Source organism: Streptomyces sp. NPDC096193 (assembly GCF_040302905.1).
In the GTDB taxonomy this organism is placed as follows: domain Bacteria; phylum Actinomycetota; class Actinomycetes; order Streptomycetales; family Streptomycetaceae; genus Streptomyces.
In genome coordinates, this window is the sequence record NZ_JBEOSJ010000043.1 from 16,759 (window position 1) to 34,200 (window position 17,442).

Genomic DNA, 17,442 nt, shown 5'->3' on the forward strand with positions numbered 1-17,442 from the left:
CGTGGATCGCGCACCGCCCGCCGGTGCTCGCTGTGCGGGGAGTCTGTCCACTCACCGGGATGTTGCCACCAGGCCCGCCTCATAGGCCAGGATCACTAGCTGCACCCGGTCACGAGCATTGAGCTTTGCGAGCAAGCGGGTCAGGTAGGTCTTGGCGGTGGCGATGCTGATGGAGAGCTCACCTGCGATCTCCGTATTGGACAGGCCCCTGCCGACGAGGGTCAGCACCTCGCGTTCCCGGGCGGTGATGCCGTCGAGCTCCGACCGCCGCGGCGGTGACGCTGCGGGTCGGGTGGTGAATTCTTTGATCAGTCGGCGTGTGACGGCTGGTGCGATCAGAGCGTCCCCGGCGGCAACGATCCGGATCGCGGCGAGGATGTCGTCCAGGGCCATGTCCTTGACGAGGAATCCGGAGGCGCCGGCGTGCAGCGCCCCGTAGACGTAGTCGTCGTCGTCGAAGGTCGTCAGGGCGACGACGCGTGTGGAGCTGGTGCCCGTCGTGATCAGCCGGGTGGCCTCGATGCCGTCCATGCCGGGCATCCGGAGGTCCATCACGACGACGTCGGGGGCGAGTTCCTCCGTCAGGCGTACCGCTTCCGCGCCGTCTTCTGCCTCGCCCACCACCTCGATGTCCGCGGTGTCGGTGATGACCATCTGCAGGGCGGCCCGGACCAGGGGCTGGTCGTCGGTGAGCACGACACGGATGGTCATCTGGCTCCCGTCTTTGCTTCTGCCGCGGTCCCTGCCGGTACCGGGAGTCTGGCCGCTACCAGGAAGCCGCCCCCCGGACGCGGCCCGGCAGTGAAATCGCCGTGCAGCAGCGCGACCCGCTCGCGCATGCCGATCAGGCCGTATCCGGTGTCCCTGCTGGTGCCGCCGCCTTTCCCTCGGTCCGAGACCTCGACGGCGAGTTCGTCCGCGCGGTAGTCGAGGCGCACCTGGCAGGAATCGGCACCCGAGTGCCGTACGGCGTTGGTCACCGACTCCTGGACGATCCGGAACGCCGCGAGGTCGATGTCGGCTGGCAGAGGGCGGCGCCTGCCCTGCCACCGCACCTCCACGCGGACTCCGGCCGCCGTGGTCGTCGCGGCGAGCTGTTCCACGTTCGCCAGGCCGGCGGCCGGTCGCAGGGGCGCCGGCGCGTGCGCACGGCCTTGGCGTTCCTCATCCTGGTCGGCCTGGCGCAGCGCGCCGAGCATCCTTCGCAGCCCGGACAGCGTCTCGCGGCCGGCCATCTCCACGGTGAGCATCGCCTCGCGGGCTTTGGCCGGCTGGGTTTCGATGACCCGGGCCGCGGCGCCGGCCTGCAAGGCGATGATGCCGATGCTGTGGGCGACGGTGTCGTGCATCTCGCGGGCGATGCGCAGACGTTCGGCGGTGACCGCCTCGGCGGCGGCCCGGGCGTGCAACTCTGCGTTGTGGGCCCGGGCCTGATGCGACGAATTGCCGATGAGCCAGGCGATGACCACGGTCAGGGCCACGAACGGCTCCTGCACGATGCTGGAATCGTCGCCCGTGATCAACCGCAGGACGAGGTAGCCGGCGAGTGTGCCGAGCGCTGCGGCGGCCGCGGTGAGCGAGTCCCGCCGGGGGCGGGTGGCTGCGATGTAACAGAGGGCGATATCCACGGCCAGGAACTGCGTGGGCGGAATCTCATCCTGACGCCAGGCCACCGTCGAGATGACCGTACCGAGGATCATCAGACCGTACGCCGCGGAGGTCCTGCGGCGCAGCACCGCGCTGCTGGCCAGGATCAGCACGAAGGCGACGGCGAGCAGCGCCCGGGCTCCGAGCGAGTCGAGCCCGTCCTGGGGGAAGTTGAGCGAGTACGTCCGCGCTTCCGGCATCACTACGTACTCGACGATGGGTTCGACTGCTGCCGCGTACCACGCGAGTGCCGTCCACAGGCCCGGCGGTATGCGTTTGAGCAGCGGCAACGGCAGCGGCGGTGAGGCGGACATGCATTGATCGTAGGCACCTGCATCTGACGGCACATCCGACCGTGGCCGTACAACCAGGGTTGACACCCGTCCTCTCCGATTGTCATCGGTGGTCCGATTACGGGTGGGGTCGCCCACCGGCACCGTTGTCCCCGTGATCGAAGTCAACGAGCTCACGAAGAGATACGGCGGCACGACGGCCGTCAAAGATCTGACCTTCACTGTGCGGCCCGGCCAGGTGACCGGGTTTCTCGGTCCGAACGGCGCCGGCAAGAGCACAACGCTGCGGATGATCCTCGGCCTCCACGAGCCCACCAGCGGCACCGTCACCGTCGACGGCCGCCCTTTCCGCGACCGGCCCCGCGGCCTGCGTCATGTCGGCTCCCTTCTCGACGCGCACGATGTGCACGGTGGGCGCAGCGCGGTGGCGCAGCTGTCCGCCCTGGCCCGCAGCAACCGCATCCCACAGCGTCGGGTGGAGGAGGTGCTGCGGGAGGTCGGCCTCGCCGAGGTCGCCCGGCGCCGCATCGGCGGATTCTCGCTCGGCATGAAGCAGCGGCTCGGCATCGCTTCCACCCTGCTCGGTGACCCACCGGTACTGCTCTTTGACGAGCCGCTCAACGGCCTTGACCCGGAGGGCGTGAGGTGGGTGCGTGACCTGTTCAGGCGTCTGGCCGCCGAGGGCCGCACGGTGTTTGTCTCCAGCCATCTCATGTCCGAGATGGAGCACACCGCCGACGAGCTGATCGTCATCGGCCGCGGTGAGCTGATTGCGGCCGAAAGCCTCACGGAGTTCTCCGCTCGTGGCACTGGGCAGAGCGTCACGGTGGGTACGCTCGCAGCTGCCGTCCTGAGAGATCTGCTGACGGCCGAGGGCGCGGCCGTGGACACGGCGGGCGACCTGCTTGCTGTGACTGGTGTGACCGCGGTCCGGATCGGTGAGATCGCCATGGCACACCGTATTCCGCTGCATCACCTCAGCGCCCGGTCCGCCTCGTTGGAAGAGGCGTTCATGGAGCTCACCGCCGACAGCGTGCAATACCTCGCAGGAGACCCCCAGTGACCATGACATACGCTCCCGTTGGCGGACTTGGCGCCGACGAACCCCATGCCCGCTTTTACGACCTGGTGGCCGCCGAGTGGATCAAGCTTCGGTCGCTGCGCTCGACCTGGATCGCGTACGGGGCCACCGCCCTGGCCGTCATCGCGTTCAACGCGGGGACCGCCTACGACACCTACAACTACTGGGCAGAGCGGAGCGCGGCGGACCGGGCCGACTACGTTCGGGCCGGAATTCCGCCACAGGAGGCGTTCACGGCGAACTCCGCCATGGTCTTGATGCTCGCCCTCGGTGCCATCGGCGCCGTCGCGATCATCGGCGAGTACAGCACGGGCACCATTCGTACGACGTTCGCGGCCGTTCCGGACCGCCGTTCGGTGATGGCCGCCAAAACTGTGGTCGTCAGTGCGGTCGCCACCGTCTTCGGCTCGATCGTCGCGGGGGCCTCGTTCGGCCTGACGCAGGCGATCCTCGACGGCCGGGACGCAGGCATATCGATCAGCTATCCGGGCGCCCTGCGTGTCGTAGTGGCGTCCGCCCTCCTTGCGCCCGTGTGCGCGGTCGTCGGCATGGCCATCGGCTCGGTCATCAGGCACACCTCGGCCACCATGATCGCCGCGGTGGCGGTCATCCTCGTGCTGCCCATCGTCTTCACCGAGGGCCGCCACTGGTCGGCGGTCGCCGGGCACGCCACGCTCTATCAGGCGTGGTTGCGGCTCGTGGAGGTCGGCCCCCGCCAGACCGACTTCCCGTGGACGACCGGCGGAGCCTGGACCGTCTACGCGGTGTGGGCGCTCACCGCAGCCGTACTCGCCGTCACCAGCGCACACCGGCGCGACCAGTGAGAGGGCCGGTCGGCCAACTGCCCGGGTACGGACACTCCGGCCAAGGCGGCCGCGACCAGGATGACGAGTTGACGACCGTTATTCCTCATCGAGGACATCGGGGTCACGCAGGGACCGCAGGCCACCCGGCAGGTCCGGGAGCTGGAAGGAGTACCGGCCGAGCATGTTGATGTGGTGTCGCACGAACGGCGAGAGGCGGGCCACGTCCTCGTCGCGGACGTCGAAGCTGTCGGCCCGGAGCTGGGTGATGGCGGCATCCATGTAGCGGGTGTTGAAGAGCACCAGGGCATTGAGGACGAGGCCGAGGGCGCCGATCTGGTCCTCCATGCCGTCCTGGTAGCGCTGGTAGAGCTGCCCGGCCTTGCCGTGGAAGATCTTCCGGGCGAGTGCATGGCGGCCCTCCTGGAGGTTGGCCTGCACCTTGATCTTCCGTCGGTAGGCCGGCTCGTCCGCCAGACGCAGGATGTGCAGGGTCTTGGAAATGCGCCCGTAGTGCGCGATCGCGTCGCCCAGCGGGGTGGGCCGGCCGTCGCGTGACAGCATCCGGATCACGTCGTAGGCCCGCACGGCCCCGGTGTGGATCGAGCCGATGATCCGCAGGATGTCCTCCCAGTGCCGCTCGATCCGGACCAGGTCGACCCGGCCGCGGGCCGCGTCCTGGAACGCGCCGTAGTTGGCCGTGCGGTCGATGCGCCACATCTTCTGGTCCGGCAGGTCGGCCAACTGCGGCGCGTAGGTGAACCCCGCCAAAGTCAGCAGGCCAAAGACAATGTCGGAGTACGAGGCGGTATCCGTAACGATCATGTCGGGGCGTTTGCCGCCGTCGCGGTCGTAGAGGACGTCCAGCACATACAGCGAGTCGCGCGGGGTGCCGGCCACCACCTTGCCGCCGAGTCCGGCCGCCTGGTCATTGATCATGTTGAGCCAGGTGGCACCGCCCCGCCGCCCGAAGTACTTCGGGTTCGGCCGTGCGTAGACCGAGGGCACCGGCACCACGAACCGCATCCCGTCCACGGAGGCGACCAGCCCGCCGCCCCACGCACTGGCGAGCGGGATCGCCGCCTGGGCGTCGATCAGTGCGGCGTTCGCGGCCCGGTACGTCGCCAGCCGCAGATACGTCTGGTCGACGTGGGACAACCGCCCGTACTTCAGCGCGTCAACCCCGCTGATGACGGGGGTGTACCCGACGTTGCAGCCATGGGCCACCAGCAGCGCCGCGATGGTGACGGGGAGGTCCTTGAGCCGGGCCTCGCCGCCGGTGACCGAGGTGAACGCCTGGTCGGCGCCGGTCCAGGAGAACACCTCCAGCAGCACCTCCGGCAGGTCGACGCGGGGCAGCATCGCGTTAACAGCAGCCCGAAGGTCGAGCAGGGAGGCCGGTTCGGGCTCCGGCTCCAACGCGGCGAAGTGCAGGCGGCCGTCATCGTCGAAAGAGATCTGCGCGTTCTCCGGCAGGCGGCCCGAGACCTCCCGGTAGGTACCGTCCAACAGCGCGGCCCGCGCCGCCAGGTGTTCGCCTGCTCCCTCGGGCAGGCCCAGAGACGCAAGGACGGTGGACTTGGCCTGCTCCCACGCCTCACCCGCCAGCAGCTTCGCCCTTGGGTCGCCCCACTTGGAGGAGTCCTTCGCGAAGATCTCCCGCCGGCGCAGCATCCGGTGGAACTGCTCCAGCACACAGAACACGTACGCCTTCCAGTCCACCGTCCCCGGCTCCAAATTCGGCGCGGCCAGCACCAGGCGCCGCCAGGACCCGGCCAGCAGCTCGGTGTCGATCTCAGCAGGTCCCACCTTCTTGCGGCCTATCAGTTCCGGCAAGGTCTTCAACGCGGCCAGAATCGGGGCGCCCTCCGGAGTCGCTCCGAAATCCACGACCTTGACCAGGAGCTTCAGGAACGGCCGCACCGTCCCGAACCGGGTGGCCAGCATCGCCCGCCATGCCTGATCCGCATCGGAGTCCAGCGGCGGGGCCAGCTCGAACAGTGCCGCGATCGCGGCGGCCAGCTCGTTGCGCGGCACCACCGCCTCGATCTGTTCCCACATCGCCGCCAGCGTCCGCACCTTTGGCGGACGCTCCGGACCGGATCACCGTGGTGGTCACGCACCGCTTGGACAACGTACGTATGGCCGACCGGGTCATTGTGCCTGACCAGGGCACTGTTCGGGAGCAGGGCTCGTTCGACGAACTCGTCGAGACCGAGGGGAGTTTGCTCGGCGAGCTGTACGCCCTCGCCAAGGACCGCTGACCGGCGGCCACCAGCAGAGGTCATCGCGGGGCCGCGCAACCCGGCGCGGCCCCGCCACTCCCCCGGCATCAAGGAGCGCTATGCACAGCCCGGAGCCCGAAGCAGTCAATGCCCGAGCCTGGACCACGTACGGGAACCATCATCTCCAACGGGGCACCGACGTCCCGGAAGTGGAGCGCATCTCCTGGGGGTTCTGGCCGACCGGGCCCGGAGCCGAGGTGCTCGGCGACCTGACCGGCCTGCGTGTCCTGGACCTGGCTTCCGGCCTGGGCAAGCACGCCGCCCACCTGGTGCGTGAGCACGGCGCCGCGGTCGACGCGGTGGAGGCATCCGCCAGCCAGCACGCACGCGCCACTGCCCGGTACGGCGACCTGTCGGGACTCACCCTCATCCATGCCGACGCCGTCGAGTATCTGCAGCGCGCGGAACCCTACGACGTCATCTACTCCATCCACGGCTTCGCCTACATCAACCCCCACCGTCTGCTGCCCGCCGTCCGCCAGGGCCTCAAGGCTGGCGGGCTCCTCGCCTTCTCCGTGCTGCACACCAACTCCGACGGCCGTGGCCCCTCGTCGAGCGTCGCCCCGCGCACGGAGATCCTTCCGCTCGCCGACGGGGAGGACCAGGCCGTCGAGATGTGGGTGCTCACGCCGAAACTGTGGGAAGACCTCTGCGTCGACAACGGCCTGCTCATCGACGGGATCGACGAACTCGACGCGCCCGAAGACGACAACCCGGTCTCCGTCCGCCTCTACCGTGCGCACAGTCGCACCTCCTCCAGCAGCAGACCGCGCACCACGCGCCCTCCGGAGCCCAACACGGCCCTCGGCGTCGGCGCGATTCTGCACGGCCCAGACGGGTTGTTGCTCGGGCGGCATCGCCGCGGCACTCTCGAACTCCCGGGCGGCACTGTAGAGCCGGGCGAATCGCTGGAACATGCGGTTGTACGCGAGCTCATCGAGGAGACCGGATGCCGCGCCCGCGAGGAAGACGTCGTCCTGCTCGGGCTTCTCCTGGACCACGTCGGCCCGGTAGTACGAATGACGGTCGCGGCCGTGGTGACCTGCTGGGACGGAACCCCCGCTACGCAGCCGAACGAGAGCGTAGGCGACTGGCGATGGTGCCAACTCAACCGGATCCCCGACGGCCTGTTCATCCCGAGCGCACAGTGCCTCACTGCCTGGAGGCCTGAGCTGGCCATCGACCACCCGGCGGCCCGCTTCTACCCCCTCGCCGGCAATGCTGACCTGTCCGCAACGACGCGGCCGTGACCCCTCAGCGCGTGGCTACTGAGGTGCATAGGCGCCCCTGTGCCATGGGTAGGGTGCCCCGGTGATCGTGGGAAGCGAAGAGAGCCGGCTGATTGTGATCCGGGGAAACTCAGCGTCGGGCAAGTCCTCCGTGGCGGCGGGGCTTCGCGACCGGTTCGGCCGCGGCCTCGCCCTGGTCGGGCAGGACAATCTCCGACGCGTCGTACTCCGCGAGCGAGACCGGCCAGGCGCCTCCAACATCGGCTTGATCTCCACGGTGGCGCGCTACTCCCTCAATGCCGGCTACCACGTGGTCGTGGAGGGCATCCTGTACGCAGACCGGTACGGGGACATGCTGGAGACCCTCGTCCGAGAGCACCGCGGCACTCCCCGCTGCTACTACCTCGATGTCCCGTTCGCCGAGACGCTTGTTCGGCACGCAACAAAGCCCGATGCTGAGTACCTCGCCCATGTGACCGAGCGGGAGCTCAGCGGCTGGTATCGCGAGCGTGACATGCTCCCCAATGAAATCGAGACCGTCATACCCGCTGACAGCTCACTGAAAGAGACGGTCGACTACATCATGCGCGACTCGGGCCTCGACCAGCTGCCACCGCGAGACCTCTGAACCGGCAGATCCGCCGTCCTCGGCCTGGCTCCGCCGCGCCCGTCCGGATACCCGACGTGCTCAGCCGATCGGAGCAACAGCGGCCTTCCTCGGATGCCCGCCGCGCGGTGGCGGAATTCGATGCCCGTCGCTATGCCAGTCTCGCCGTACGCCTGCCACGCCTCATCCGCGTCGGCCCCGCGCTCACCACCAACGCCAGTCAGCCGGACCACTACGTCCTCCTAGCCAAGAGAGCTACCTCCTGACCACCCGCATGCTCGTCAAGATAGACGAACAGCAGCTGGGGTGGCTGGCCGGCAGCCGAGCCCGCCAACTCACCGAAACAGGCCGCCAACCCCTCGCCGTCGCCTGTACCGGGGAAATGGGCGCATTGAGGAAGACGGAACCGACGTGGCGGGCGTCCGGCCCGCGCCGATCTTTGCAGCTGTTCAACAACTCCATGCGGTGGACGCGATGAGAGTTCCGTCCTCGTCCTCGGAGTACGGCTCGGCAAGACGCAGTCCGATGCTCATGCGCCATGGCGCGGCGTCACCTGTCGTTGACCACGGGCGATTGGGGGTCGTCGTGGTGCGGGACACACGGCTGGTGCAGACGGCAGTGATCAGAGACGAGCACCGGACATACCCGTCATACTGCCGCCCGAGGCCATCGAGCTAGACAGGTTCCGCCGCTCTCACGCCCACGACTCGTTCTGGTGCGGGCTCCTGCTCGGCGGATGCGGAGCCCAACTCGCGCACAGGCTGTACGTCGACAGGCGGTGCCATTTTCATCCACAGGCCAACGGCGCTCCGCACGCATGCCGGAGGCCGAAAGTCGGCAAGTCCAGCGCCGCCGATCACCTGTATGTGACGTCGGCGATGACCCGATCCCTGCTGCAGCACGGCAGAACCGGCTCCTTCGACTCCCGCCGCCGATCGGCTCAGTGCTGGCACCGGCGCAGCCGCTGTGCATGGGCAGGAGGCCGAAAAGGACGTCGGCAGCGCGGGCATAGCTGTCCACCTCCAGCGCGACCATTGCTCCAGGCCAACTGTGACGGAGCAGGCTTTCATTGAAATCCCCGCCGACTATGAGGTGGCGGGGAGCCTCACCGCGTTCGGGCGGTCGTCGCCTGAGCAATGTCGGCCAGGAGTCCCCAGTTCGCCGGGGCCCCCGGGCCGCCGGCAGGGGTCCGCATGCAGGAACGGGTCTGTGTTCGGGGGATACGCCTTCTCCGAAATTGATCTAGAGTTCGAGTCTCATATGGCTGTGAAGAGGGGGCGCTATGCGTCGGATGTTGAAGACAGTTGCGGTGGGGGCTGCCGGGCTGGGCAGCGTGATCCTGGGCTCCGGGACGGCCGTGGCCGCGCCGCATTGGCAGGCGGTGGGCAAGGTCACCAGCTGCGCGAAGAGCGTGGCGCACACGGCGATCAGCGGGGTGGCCTTCCAGGGCTGTCTCATCGTCAGCGACCTGGGCAAGGCCCAGGTCGTCCTGGTCGCAAACAACCACTCCGGCAAGGCCGTCACCGTCTCCGGTGCCATCGCCGGCGATTTCGGCAATGCTTCATGCGAGCAGATGACGCTGAGCAGCGGCAGCCAGCGGGCCTGCTACGGCCCCACGGCGGTGGTCCCGGACTGCTACGACTGGGGAGCGGGAGCCGTCGGCGGCCCCTACGGCGGCACCGTGCGGTTCACCGTCAACGGGGTGACACAGGAGGCGAAGTCCTCCACGGTCTGCCTCAACTGGGCGGACTTCCCCGGGTGACAGCCTGAACCCTGCCGCCTCCCCGGGGGCGGCAGGGACGCACCGGCCAGGCCTTCTAGGCTACCGATCGATCGACCAGCAGCATGTGGAGCCTGCCAGGACGGACCGCGCGGCGTGGCACGGCAGCATGCCGCAGAAGCGGGCCCACCAGAACGTGGCGTGGCGGGAGGACAGTCCGGCCAGTAAGTGCCCCGCGGACCGGGAAGCCTACAGGTAGGCGTCGACGAGCTCCGCAACGAGGACACCGCCGACGAGCCGAGTGCCGGTGAGAAGGACGCGCTTCGGGCGGCCGTCGATGACGGTCGTGGTGATCGAGCCGATGGGCGCGGCGCCGGGGACAGGGATGCGGCGCTCACTGTCGCCGAGGGCGCGCGGGTTGGTCAGGCGGTAGGTGCGGACACGGGTGTGAGCCATGGTCTGGCCTCTCGAGCGCGGGGCGCGCCCCCTTGTGGGCCCGCCCTTCACCCCTTCGCCAGTCCCGGAGCCTCCCGGACGGCATCGAATTCGCGGAAAGTTTCACGCGGCCGCGGTCACGTCCTGGTCGACGGGCACGGCGCCGTCGGCGTGCTTGAGTGCCTGCCGTGCCGCGTACTGGTCCGCGTTCTCCTCCTTGCACCGCGCCCAGTGCGGGTGACAGTCGACGACGGCGGCCGCGGCCCGGAGCTCCGCCCACAGCCGGTCGTAGTCGGCCGCTTCGTCCGCTGTCCATCCTCCGCGGGGTTCTACGGGGCGACGTTCGAGGGCGGTGCCCAGTTCGGGTCGGTCACCTTCGAGGGCGGCGCCCAGTTCGGGTCGGCGACCTTCGAGGGCTACGCGGGGTTCGGGTCGGCGACGTTCCAGGGCTACGCGGGGCGCGGCTTCCTACGCTTCGGGCTCTGGACCGGCCCTGAGATACCGACCCCAGATCTGGGCTTTGCGATAGGGCCCGGCCCCGTCGCAGTCGTACGGCGGCGCGTCAAAGACCACCCAGTACCGCAGCTCGCCGCTGAGCGACTGGGCATGTTCGTTGGGTTCCGGTGCACCCATGGCATCGATCGTTCCAGCGAACTCGACCTGCCAAGGACCGTCCCAGTCCTGGTGAACGACCGTGACCCCGCTGCCCGGTGCCAGTGCACCCGTCGGCCACGCCTGGCTCAAGGGACGACCGAGGATGTGCTCAACCGCCGGGCGATCATCTACGTCCGCAGGAACAGGGCCGGATCAGCTCGCGTCGGCGGGGCGACTTCTTCGGAGTTGGCGACAACTTGCTTGCCAAACGATCACCAGCCGACAGATACCTCGCCGAATCGGCGACAGTTGTCATGCTGACCCGCCCGGAGAACCGCACGTCGAGTAGTGCGGTTAGCGACAAGTAGCGTGCTGAGTCACACGCACCGCGGCTGGCCATGCCCGAGGCCATCTGGCCGGGCCGTGAAGCCCCGTAGCCTGGCAGACCACCTCATGGCAAAGTGATCATGTTGGATGAATGACAGTGGTGGGGGAGACACGTGAGGCGACATCTCAGGACGGCGTCAGCGGCCATGCTCGCGGTGGCGCTGGTTGGCTGCGGCGGGAGTGGGGGTGCGATCTCTCCGACCAACGGCCCGGGGCAGGCCTCGGTTCCAGCGGGCCCCTACCGGTTGGAGATGCCCAAGGCGGTGCTCAAGGGCGTTTTCACGGAGTCCGACCACTCTGCGCCTGATCAGAACATCTCGATGATGCTCTCGGGCCAGATCGAGCACGGCGTCTCCGCCTTCGCCACCTATCAGCCAGCCGACCGAACCACGGAAACGTCGGGGCCAGTGCTCGCGGTGACCGGGGTGTACGGAACTGTGCTGAACCCAGTCACGGCCCGCGACGAGTTCCTGAAGATTCTCGACCGCCGCACCAGCGTGCCGGACAGGCGCTTCAGCGTGATCATCGGCCCTCGCACGATCATCCCTCAAGGCTCCTCGGAGCCTGTGTCCTGCCGGATCGTCCAAGAGGTCGACCAGTTCGGTACGACCTGGAAACCCGATTGTTCCTGGGCGGACGGATCGGCCGTGGCGCGCGTGTCCCAGACCGTGGATTTCAAGAAGCCGCCGGCCGAGTTCGACCTTGAGGCCTTCGCCGCGAAGACGGCGATCATCCGCGACGAGGTCCGTGCCCCCAAAGCGCCATAGACGCTCGGGTGGCTGGCTCCCATCCGTTTGGCCCCAACTCCGACCGGCGTGCTTCCTCAGCCAGATGGCCTCGGGCATGGACAGCCGCGGTGCGGGAGGCCAAGTGGAATGCACAACGGGCCAACTGTCGCGCTCAAGGGGCGAATAGCGCGCTCAGCCACAACAGCCCTGTCCACTTGATGCGCTGTTCGGCATCACCGAGCAGACCGCCATGCGCTACGTCAGCACCGCCTGCCCGGAGCGCACCGCGAAACTGCCCAGGTAGCGGGCCCGGTCCGAGCCCGATGCCGCAGCTGAAAGCCCGTGGCGGCATAGCAGTGGGTCCGGCATCATCCCCATGTGATCGTGATGCAACCCGTTCTGGAGATTTCCGCCGCCGACGACTTCGCGCTCTGGCCCTGTTGGCGAGCACGAGTCATATGGCTACCTCGTGCTGAACGGGGAGCTGGCTCCGGCGGAGGTCGGCACAGCGGTGACGCGGATCGCCGACTGCAACGACTTCGAGCCGGAGCAGGAGCACGGGCCGTGCCCGACCGACCCGCTCGGCACATTCCTGCACGGGCTGCTCACCATGCCTGACCTGTTCGCCGCCGGAGGGCTCCGGGTGACCGACAACGCCACCGACACCGTCTTCGTCGAGCCGGGCTGCTGCAACGGCCTGGAGACCTGGCGGGACTGGCTGGATGTGCTCGACGGCACCGGCAACGCCTACTTCGGCCACGATCCGTCCTCGATGGCCGAGCGCGTTGGCGACATCGTCCGGCTGACACTCGACGCTTACGGGACGGACGGCACCCCGGTGATCGAGCTGTCGCCAGACCAGGTACGCAGGCTCGTCACCGGCGCCCAGCAGGACTTGCAGGACTTGCAGGACTTCCTCGGCCTTGCCGGAACCTGGACTGAACAACACCTGCCGGCACACGCTGCCGCCGTCACTGCCTCCCTGGCACGGGCACTGAACCTGACGCCCACACCATGACCAGCTTCCTGACCCACCGAGCGCACGTGCACGACGCCCGCCTTCCCCTCCACCGGCGGCACAGCGCGCTGCGCACCTGCCTCACCCTCTTTGCGCCGTACGGCCTGCGGGCGACGTACCACCACCTCACGCTCAGCGCCGCGATCCCCCGGCGGGTGGAGGAGGATCCGGACGCGCTGGTGCGGGCGGTGGAGGAACTGCATGAGGCTAGGGTGCTGTGGCTCGCGCGAGCGGAGGAGTACGCCGCGCAACGCCGGGCAGAGAAGCGGGCCGGGCGGCGGGCTACACCAGACCCGCGACCGTGGTGGCTGCGGAGCTGGTGGGAGAGCCCGAACCGCGCCTGGTACGAAGACCCGTTCCGCCATCCGTCGCTGCGGCTGCCCGAGTACGTTCGGCGGCAGAACGCGATTCTGGACGGCGCCGATCTCCCCGGCTGCCCCGCCTGCGGGGACGAGAGACCGCTGGTATCGAACTCGACCGGGCACGGCTGGGTGGAGCTGTGCCGTGGGTGCGCGTGGGTACTGACGCCATGTCCGTGCGGGCAGCGGCACCGGTTCGTCCCGCAGGCCCCGTTCCACTGGAATCAGATCTGGCAGCGGGCGCACATGAACGATGACGGCATGCCGAACCCACACCGGCCTGCGGGCTAGCCAGTCGGATGCAGCACGGGGGGCTTGAGCGTGGCTGATCAGCTGGGTGGCGCGCGCTCTTCAGATCGTTGCCCGCCGCGCAGGTGATCGTTGCCCGGCGCGCAGGTGATCGTTGCCCGGCGCTCCTCGTAGCGACGGGATATCGCAGACGCTGCCGAGAGGTCGTTGGCCGGTCACCACACGCCGACGGACCAGACGTCGCCCCTCTGATGTCCGTCTGGATCCGGGTCGCCTGACCCGTACGGGTCAGGGTCAGCGACGACGTGGATGCGGGCAGCGGACGCGGATACGCGGTAGCAGTCCATGTCGCCCGACGAGTTGTGCGTGTCGAGTTCGATCGTGTGGCCCAGGGCCAGGATGGCGGTCTGCAGTTCCTTGAAGGGGACTCTGGGGGCGAATTCCCCGTACTCCCGCGAGAGCGGGGACGGTACGGTGTTCGGGGACTGGTCGTGCCGCAGTCGTTGGATCTTCACGCCGAAACCGAAGCACGACATCTGCCCATGCCGCCCTGGCTGGTCCGGCGAGAAGTTGATTTCCACGAGCCCGTAGTCCCGCCGCAGTAGGCCACCACCGGGAACATCGAGGCATGTCACCCCCAGGGCGGCTTCCCAGGCTTCCGGGTCGACACCGAGGCCAACTCCCAAGACCTCACCGCAAACGGCGACGTGAGCGTAGAAGTCCAAAGCGGACACCCGCCAACTCCTTCAACTATCCGGACAAGGCACCACGTGCTGATCTCTGCACAGGACAGGCGGACCAGCGCCCCGTATTCGGTGATCGTACAGAGCAGCCTGTCAGGGCAGTCGCCGGGTGAGTTCGTCGCCGTCGTCAAAGTCGGAAGGTCCAGGCAGGATGCGTCTTTCCGATCAGCCGTGGTATTCCCAATCCACCTGGCAGAACCGGGCTTCGCTCACCATGTCCCGTCGGCTGAGCCGGAACCCGCGCGTGGGACCGCCGCAGCCATCAGCTGGCACGCAGGTTCCTGCTTACCAACGTTCAAGATTCCGGGAACCCGCGCGCTTCCGACAGGGCGATCTCCAAGATCCGTGGCGATGAGAGCGGACACGCCGGCACCGAGCGACGCCTGGTCCTGCTCGGCGTCCGTGGCCCATGGGTCGTCCGAGAATGCGGGGTGATTGGACAGGTCCTCGAAGTCAGCGACCGCTGTCGTGCCGGCCAGGGCTTCCGTCAGCAGCCATGTCGCCTGCGCCCCCCATGAGGTGTTCGACGAGCGAAGGACACGCTCCCCTTCCGACACGAACAGCGACGTGGGCCAACGGAGTTCGTAGTTGCTCAGATCCAGACTCACCGCGTCATCATCACCCACTCAGTGCTTGTTTCGATCCTGGTCAGGCACATCGTCTGGACGGATCGGCATGCCAGGGCGACGACGGGCGGTCGGGATGAGCCTGCAAGACTAATCCGGTGATTCATTTCCGATTCGGTCTGCGGCCAGTAGCGGACATTCCGGCATGGGGCGGAGAGAAGCCTTCCCTGCACTGGTTCGCGCTGACGGAAGGCTGGTACTGGATCGAAATCGGTGACGACGAGCTGCTGCGCTACTCGGACCGCACGCTGCAGAAGTGGGTCGAGGAGGGGGGAGCCGAGGATGCGCCGCCCTATGTCGACTACTACGTCGTTCGGATCTGGGAGGACCTGCTTGAGATGCTTCCGGAGATCATGGAACCAGTCCCGGAAGATCTGGCCGACTTCGTGGCTGAGGAACTCCTCGATTGGCCGTCGCGGGAGGACGCTCCGCAGATCGAGGCTGCCGGGCTGTGGCATGTCAGCCATTCGATGTATACGGGGCCCCTTCAGAACGCGCCGCACATTCGTTGGTGGCGGACGATCATCGACGGTGACGACGTCGTCACCGTCGCGTGGAGGCATCAGCCTGAACCTGACATCGAGTTTGCTGGCCCGCTGACTGGCTTGACCGCAGTGCCTACCAGTTCGTTCGTCGCTGCTGTGACCGAGTTCGACCTCGCGCTGCTGGCGGCGATGGACCAGCGCATTTCCATGCTGGAGGCCACCGGGCCACCGCCTGGTGTCGACCTCGACCTACGGCACCTTCGCCGGGAGCACGAAGAACGCTCGACGCGCCTGCAGCGCGCGTGGACCCGCGAGTGCAGCACTGACTGGGGCATCGTCCGGGCCGGCGCCCGTAAGCTTTCCGCCGCAACAGCGGATCTTGAGCCGGGCACCGCACGGCCCCGTCAGCGACCAGCGAAGTAGCGATCCTGCGCCGCCGCGTCCAGCCGCTCCCGCATGGCGGCCACCCGAGCCCGTACCCGACGCGCCTGCCGCCACTGCCTGAACGGCAAGCCGACAAGCAATAGCGGGCCTTCGGACTCGCACCCGGCTTCAAGCGGTCCCGCAGACAGTCCCTGCGCCTTCGACTTCGACGCCAACCCGAACATCGACCCGGCCACCGTCCACACCCTCGCCAGCTGCGAATGGATCAAGAAGAGCCAGCCGCTCTGCCGTATCGGCGACTCTGGGACCGGCAAGTCCCACATGCTCATCGCCCTGGGTACCGAGGCCGCAATGAAGAGCTACCGCGTCCGCTACACGCTCGCCACAAAACTGGTGAACGAGCTGGTCGAGGCGGCCGACGAGAAACAGCTCAACAAAACCATCGCCCGCTACGGCCGCGTCGACCTCCTCTGCATCGATGAACTCGGCTACATGGAACTCGACCGCCACGGTGCCGAACTCCTCTTTCAGGTCCTGACCGAACGCCATGTCCACCACCGCAAAGGTTCCCCACGGCGTCCTGGCGGCAGGCACTACCTCCCCTTGTATGCCGTCATAACGCACCTTCACGATGTCCGGGCTTCCGTCGCCCACAAGCCGACCAGAGCACTCGACGTGGCTTCCTCCTCGACCTCCGCCTTCGACCTGGCAATGCGAAAGCCGCACCCGGACTTCGTCTCCGGCCAGTCCCAGCCGCGCGAGCCCGAGAGCCCCGGCCCACACAGTGAGCGTTTTCAGTGTGGCCACTGATCGGGTGACGCCGGGCAGGTCGCGGTGAGGGCCGCAACGCATAAGGCTCCCGTGCCGTTGGTGGAGGTGTTCGAAGTCCCAACCCATCGGCACAGGAGCCCTGTTGGTTCCCTATCCTGCCGCACTCGACCTCCCGCATGCCCTGGTCGAGTGGGTCACGATGCTCATCGTCACCCGTGAGGGTGACCGCAGGTGCAAACTCCCGCCGCACCAGCGGGCGCTCGTCGCTCTGGTGTACCTGCGCCACCACGACACCCTCGCCCGGATCGCGGCCGGCTTCGGGATATCCGTCGGCACCGTCCACGCGTACGTCACCGCCGTGACCGGTCTGCTCACCGACCGCGCGCCGGGCCTGCTCAAGACTCTGCGCGAGCATGATCCGGAGTTCGTCCTCCTGGACGGGACTCCCGCCGAGTGCGACCGCGTCGGCGACAGCCGGGCCGACTACTCGGCAAAACACCGCCGGCATGGCGTGAACGTCCAGGTCGTCACCGACCCTGCCGGCGAGGTGCTGTGGATCTCGCCCGCGCTGCCCGGCCGCACCCACGACCTGACCGCGGCCCGCACCCACCGCATCATCCGGATCTGCGAACCCCCAGGGCGTCCCCGTCCTCTCCGACCGCGCCTACCAAGGCAACGGTCCCTGGGTCACCACCGGACTCAAACGGCCACCGGGCGGTGAACTCACCCTCACCCAGCGCACCGTCAACCGGGCCCTGGCCACGGCGAGGGCACCGGTCGAACACGGCACGGCACGGCTGAAGTCCTGGCAGATCTTCCGCAGATCACGCATCAGCCCCAACCGCATGACCGTCACCACCAAAGCTGTCCTCACCCTGGAGAGGCAACGCTGAAAACGCTCAGTGAACCTCTTTCATCCTGCCCCGCAGGGGGAAATGACCTGGTGGGCGGGGGCGTGACAGGACAGGGCCCCTCGTCGTTGGCGTGGTGATCTCACT

At 68.0% G+C, this 17,442-nt stretch carries 15 protein-coding genes and 5 pseudogenes; 13 read left to right on the plus strand and 7 right to left on the minus strand.

The window, feature by feature from the left end:
• Window positions 1-51: 51 nt before the first annotated feature.
• Together ABTX78_RS34565 and ABTX78_RS34570 are read right to left on the minus strand one after the other, a co-directional pair.
• Window positions 52-711, minus strand: a complete 660-nt coding sequence (locus ABTX78_RS34565) for a response regulator (protein WP_352210733.1) — start codon at window positions 709-711, stop codon at window positions 52-54.
• Window positions 708-1,961 (minus strand): sensor histidine kinase, encoded by a 1,254-nt coding sequence (locus ABTX78_RS34570; protein WP_352210734.1) that lies wholly within the window; start codon window positions 1,959-1,961, stop codon window positions 708-710. Before ABTX78_RS34570 ends, ABTX78_RS34565 begins: the two co-directional genes overlap by 4 nt.
• A 133-nt stretch (window positions 1,962-2,094) precedes the next feature.
• Between ABTX78_RS34570 and ABTX78_RS34575 the strand changes: the two genes are divergently transcribed.
• Window positions 2,095-3,003: an ABC transporter ATP-binding protein gene (locus ABTX78_RS34575; protein WP_352210735.1), complete on the plus strand. Its 909-nt coding sequence runs from the start codon at window positions 2,095-2,097 to the stop codon at window positions 3,001-3,003.
• 2 nt (window positions 3,004-3,005) lie between these two features.
• Window positions 3,006-3,845: an ABC transporter permease subunit gene (locus ABTX78_RS34580; protein WP_352210747.1), complete on the plus strand. Its 840-nt coding sequence runs from the start codon at window positions 3,006-3,008 to the stop codon at window positions 3,843-3,845.
• 78 nt (window positions 3,846-3,923) lie between these two features.
• On the opposite strand, the pseudogene ABTX78_RS34585 reads toward ABTX78_RS34580, so the two are convergent.
• Window positions 3,924-5,927: pseudogene (locus tag ABTX78_RS34585) on the minus strand (Tn3 family transposase); the annotation flags it as partial.
• Between ABTX78_RS34585 and ABTX78_RS34590 the strand changes: the two are divergent.
• From ABTX78_RS34590 to ABTX78_RS34605, 4 genes are all read left to right on the plus strand, one after another.
• A complete protein-coding gene (locus ABTX78_RS34590; protein WP_352210736.1) occupies window positions 5,906-6,088 on the plus strand; it encodes a hypothetical protein in 183 nt (60 codons plus the stop codon). The pseudogene ABTX78_RS34585 and the gene ABTX78_RS34590 overlap by 22 nt on opposite strands.
• Before the next feature lie 80 nt (window positions 6,089-6,168).
• Window positions 6,169-7,359 (plus strand): bifunctional class I SAM-dependent methyltransferase/NUDIX hydrolase, encoded by a 1,191-nt coding sequence (locus ABTX78_RS34595; RefSeq protein WP_352210737.1) that lies wholly within the window; start codon window positions 6,169-6,171, stop codon window positions 7,357-7,359.
• A gap of 64 nt (window positions 7,360-7,423) precedes the next feature.
• Window positions 7,424-7,966, plus strand: coding sequence for an AAA family ATPase (locus tag ABTX78_RS34600; protein ID WP_352210748.1), 543 nt, complete (start codon window positions 7,424-7,426; stop codon window positions 7,964-7,966).
• A 1,270-nt stretch (window positions 7,967-9,236) separates the two neighbouring features.
• Window positions 9,237-9,707 (plus strand): hypothetical protein, encoded by a 471-nt coding sequence (locus tag ABTX78_RS34605; RefSeq protein ID WP_352210738.1) that lies wholly within the window; start codon window positions 9,237-9,239, stop codon window positions 9,705-9,707.
• A gap of 207 nt (window positions 9,708-9,914) precedes the next feature.
• Here the strand turns inward: ABTX78_RS34605 and ABTX78_RS34610 are convergent, their stop codons facing one another.
• Together ABTX78_RS34610 and ABTX78_RS36225 are read right to left on the minus strand one after the other, a co-directional pair.
• Window positions 9,915-10,121: a hypothetical protein gene (locus ABTX78_RS34610; protein WP_352210739.1), complete on the minus strand. Its 207-nt coding sequence runs from the start codon at window positions 10,119-10,121 to the stop codon at window positions 9,915-9,917.
• 102 nt (window positions 10,122-10,223) lie between these two features.
• The gene (locus tag ABTX78_RS36225) at window positions 10,224-10,547 is read right to left on the minus strand and encodes a DUF8825 domain-containing protein (protein ID WP_502994055.1); all 324 of its coding nucleotides are present in this window, start codon (window positions 10,545-10,547) and stop codon (window positions 10,224-10,226) included.
• On the opposite strand from ABTX78_RS36225, the pseudogene ABTX78_RS34615 reads away from it, so the two are divergent.
• From ABTX78_RS34615 to ABTX78_RS34630, 4 genes and pseudogenes are all read left to right on the plus strand, one after another.
• Window positions 10,440-11,015: pseudogene (locus tag ABTX78_RS34615) on the plus strand (pentapeptide repeat-containing protein); the annotation flags it as partial. The gene ABTX78_RS36225 and the pseudogene ABTX78_RS34615 sit on opposite strands and share 108 nt — an antisense overlap.
• A gap of 317 nt (window positions 11,016-11,332) precedes the next feature.
• Window positions 11,333-11,848 carry a hypothetical protein gene (locus ABTX78_RS34620; protein ID WP_352210741.1) on the plus strand — a complete coding sequence of 172 codons (516 nt, stop codon included), beginning with the start codon at window positions 11,333-11,335 and terminating at the stop codon, window positions 11,846-11,848.
• A 430-nt stretch (window positions 11,849-12,278) separates the two neighbouring features.
• Window positions 12,279-12,827, plus strand: a complete 549-nt coding sequence (locus tag ABTX78_RS34625) for a hypothetical protein (protein ID WP_352210742.1) — start codon at window positions 12,279-12,281, stop codon at window positions 12,825-12,827.
• Window positions 12,824-13,477 carry a hypothetical protein gene (locus ABTX78_RS34630; RefSeq protein ID WP_352210743.1) on the plus strand — a complete coding sequence of 218 codons (654 nt, stop codon included), beginning with the start codon at window positions 12,824-12,826 and terminating at the stop codon, window positions 13,475-13,477. Before ABTX78_RS34625 ends, ABTX78_RS34630 begins: the two co-directional genes overlap by 4 nt.
• A gap of 173 nt (window positions 13,478-13,650) precedes the next feature.
• Here ABTX78_RS34630 and ABTX78_RS34635 read toward each other — a convergent pair whose 3' ends face one another.
• Window positions 13,651-14,169 (minus strand): hypothetical protein, encoded by a 519-nt coding sequence (locus ABTX78_RS34635; protein ID WP_352210744.1) that lies wholly within the window; start codon window positions 14,167-14,169, stop codon window positions 13,651-13,653.
• 410 nt (window positions 14,170-14,579) lie between these two features.
• Window positions 14,580-14,786 (minus strand): annotated as a pseudogene (locus ABTX78_RS34640) (hypothetical protein); the annotation flags it as partial.
• A gap of 116 nt (window positions 14,787-14,902) precedes the next feature.
• On the opposite strand from ABTX78_RS34640, the gene ABTX78_RS34645 reads away from it, so the two are divergent.
• From ABTX78_RS34645 to ABTX78_RS34655, 3 genes and pseudogenes are all read left to right on the plus strand, one after another.
• Window positions 14,903-15,712, plus strand: a complete 810-nt coding sequence (locus ABTX78_RS34645; protein WP_352210745.1) for a DUF5984 family protein — start codon at window positions 14,903-14,905, stop codon at window positions 15,710-15,712.
• A gap of 159 nt (window positions 15,713-15,871) precedes the next feature.
• Window positions 15,872-16,219: pseudogene (locus ABTX78_RS36230) on the plus strand (ATP-binding protein); the annotation flags it as partial.
• 367 nt (window positions 16,220-16,586) lie between these two features.
• Window positions 16,587-17,337, plus strand: a pseudogene (locus tag ABTX78_RS34655) (transposase).
• Window positions 17,338-17,442: the final 105 nt, after the last annotated feature.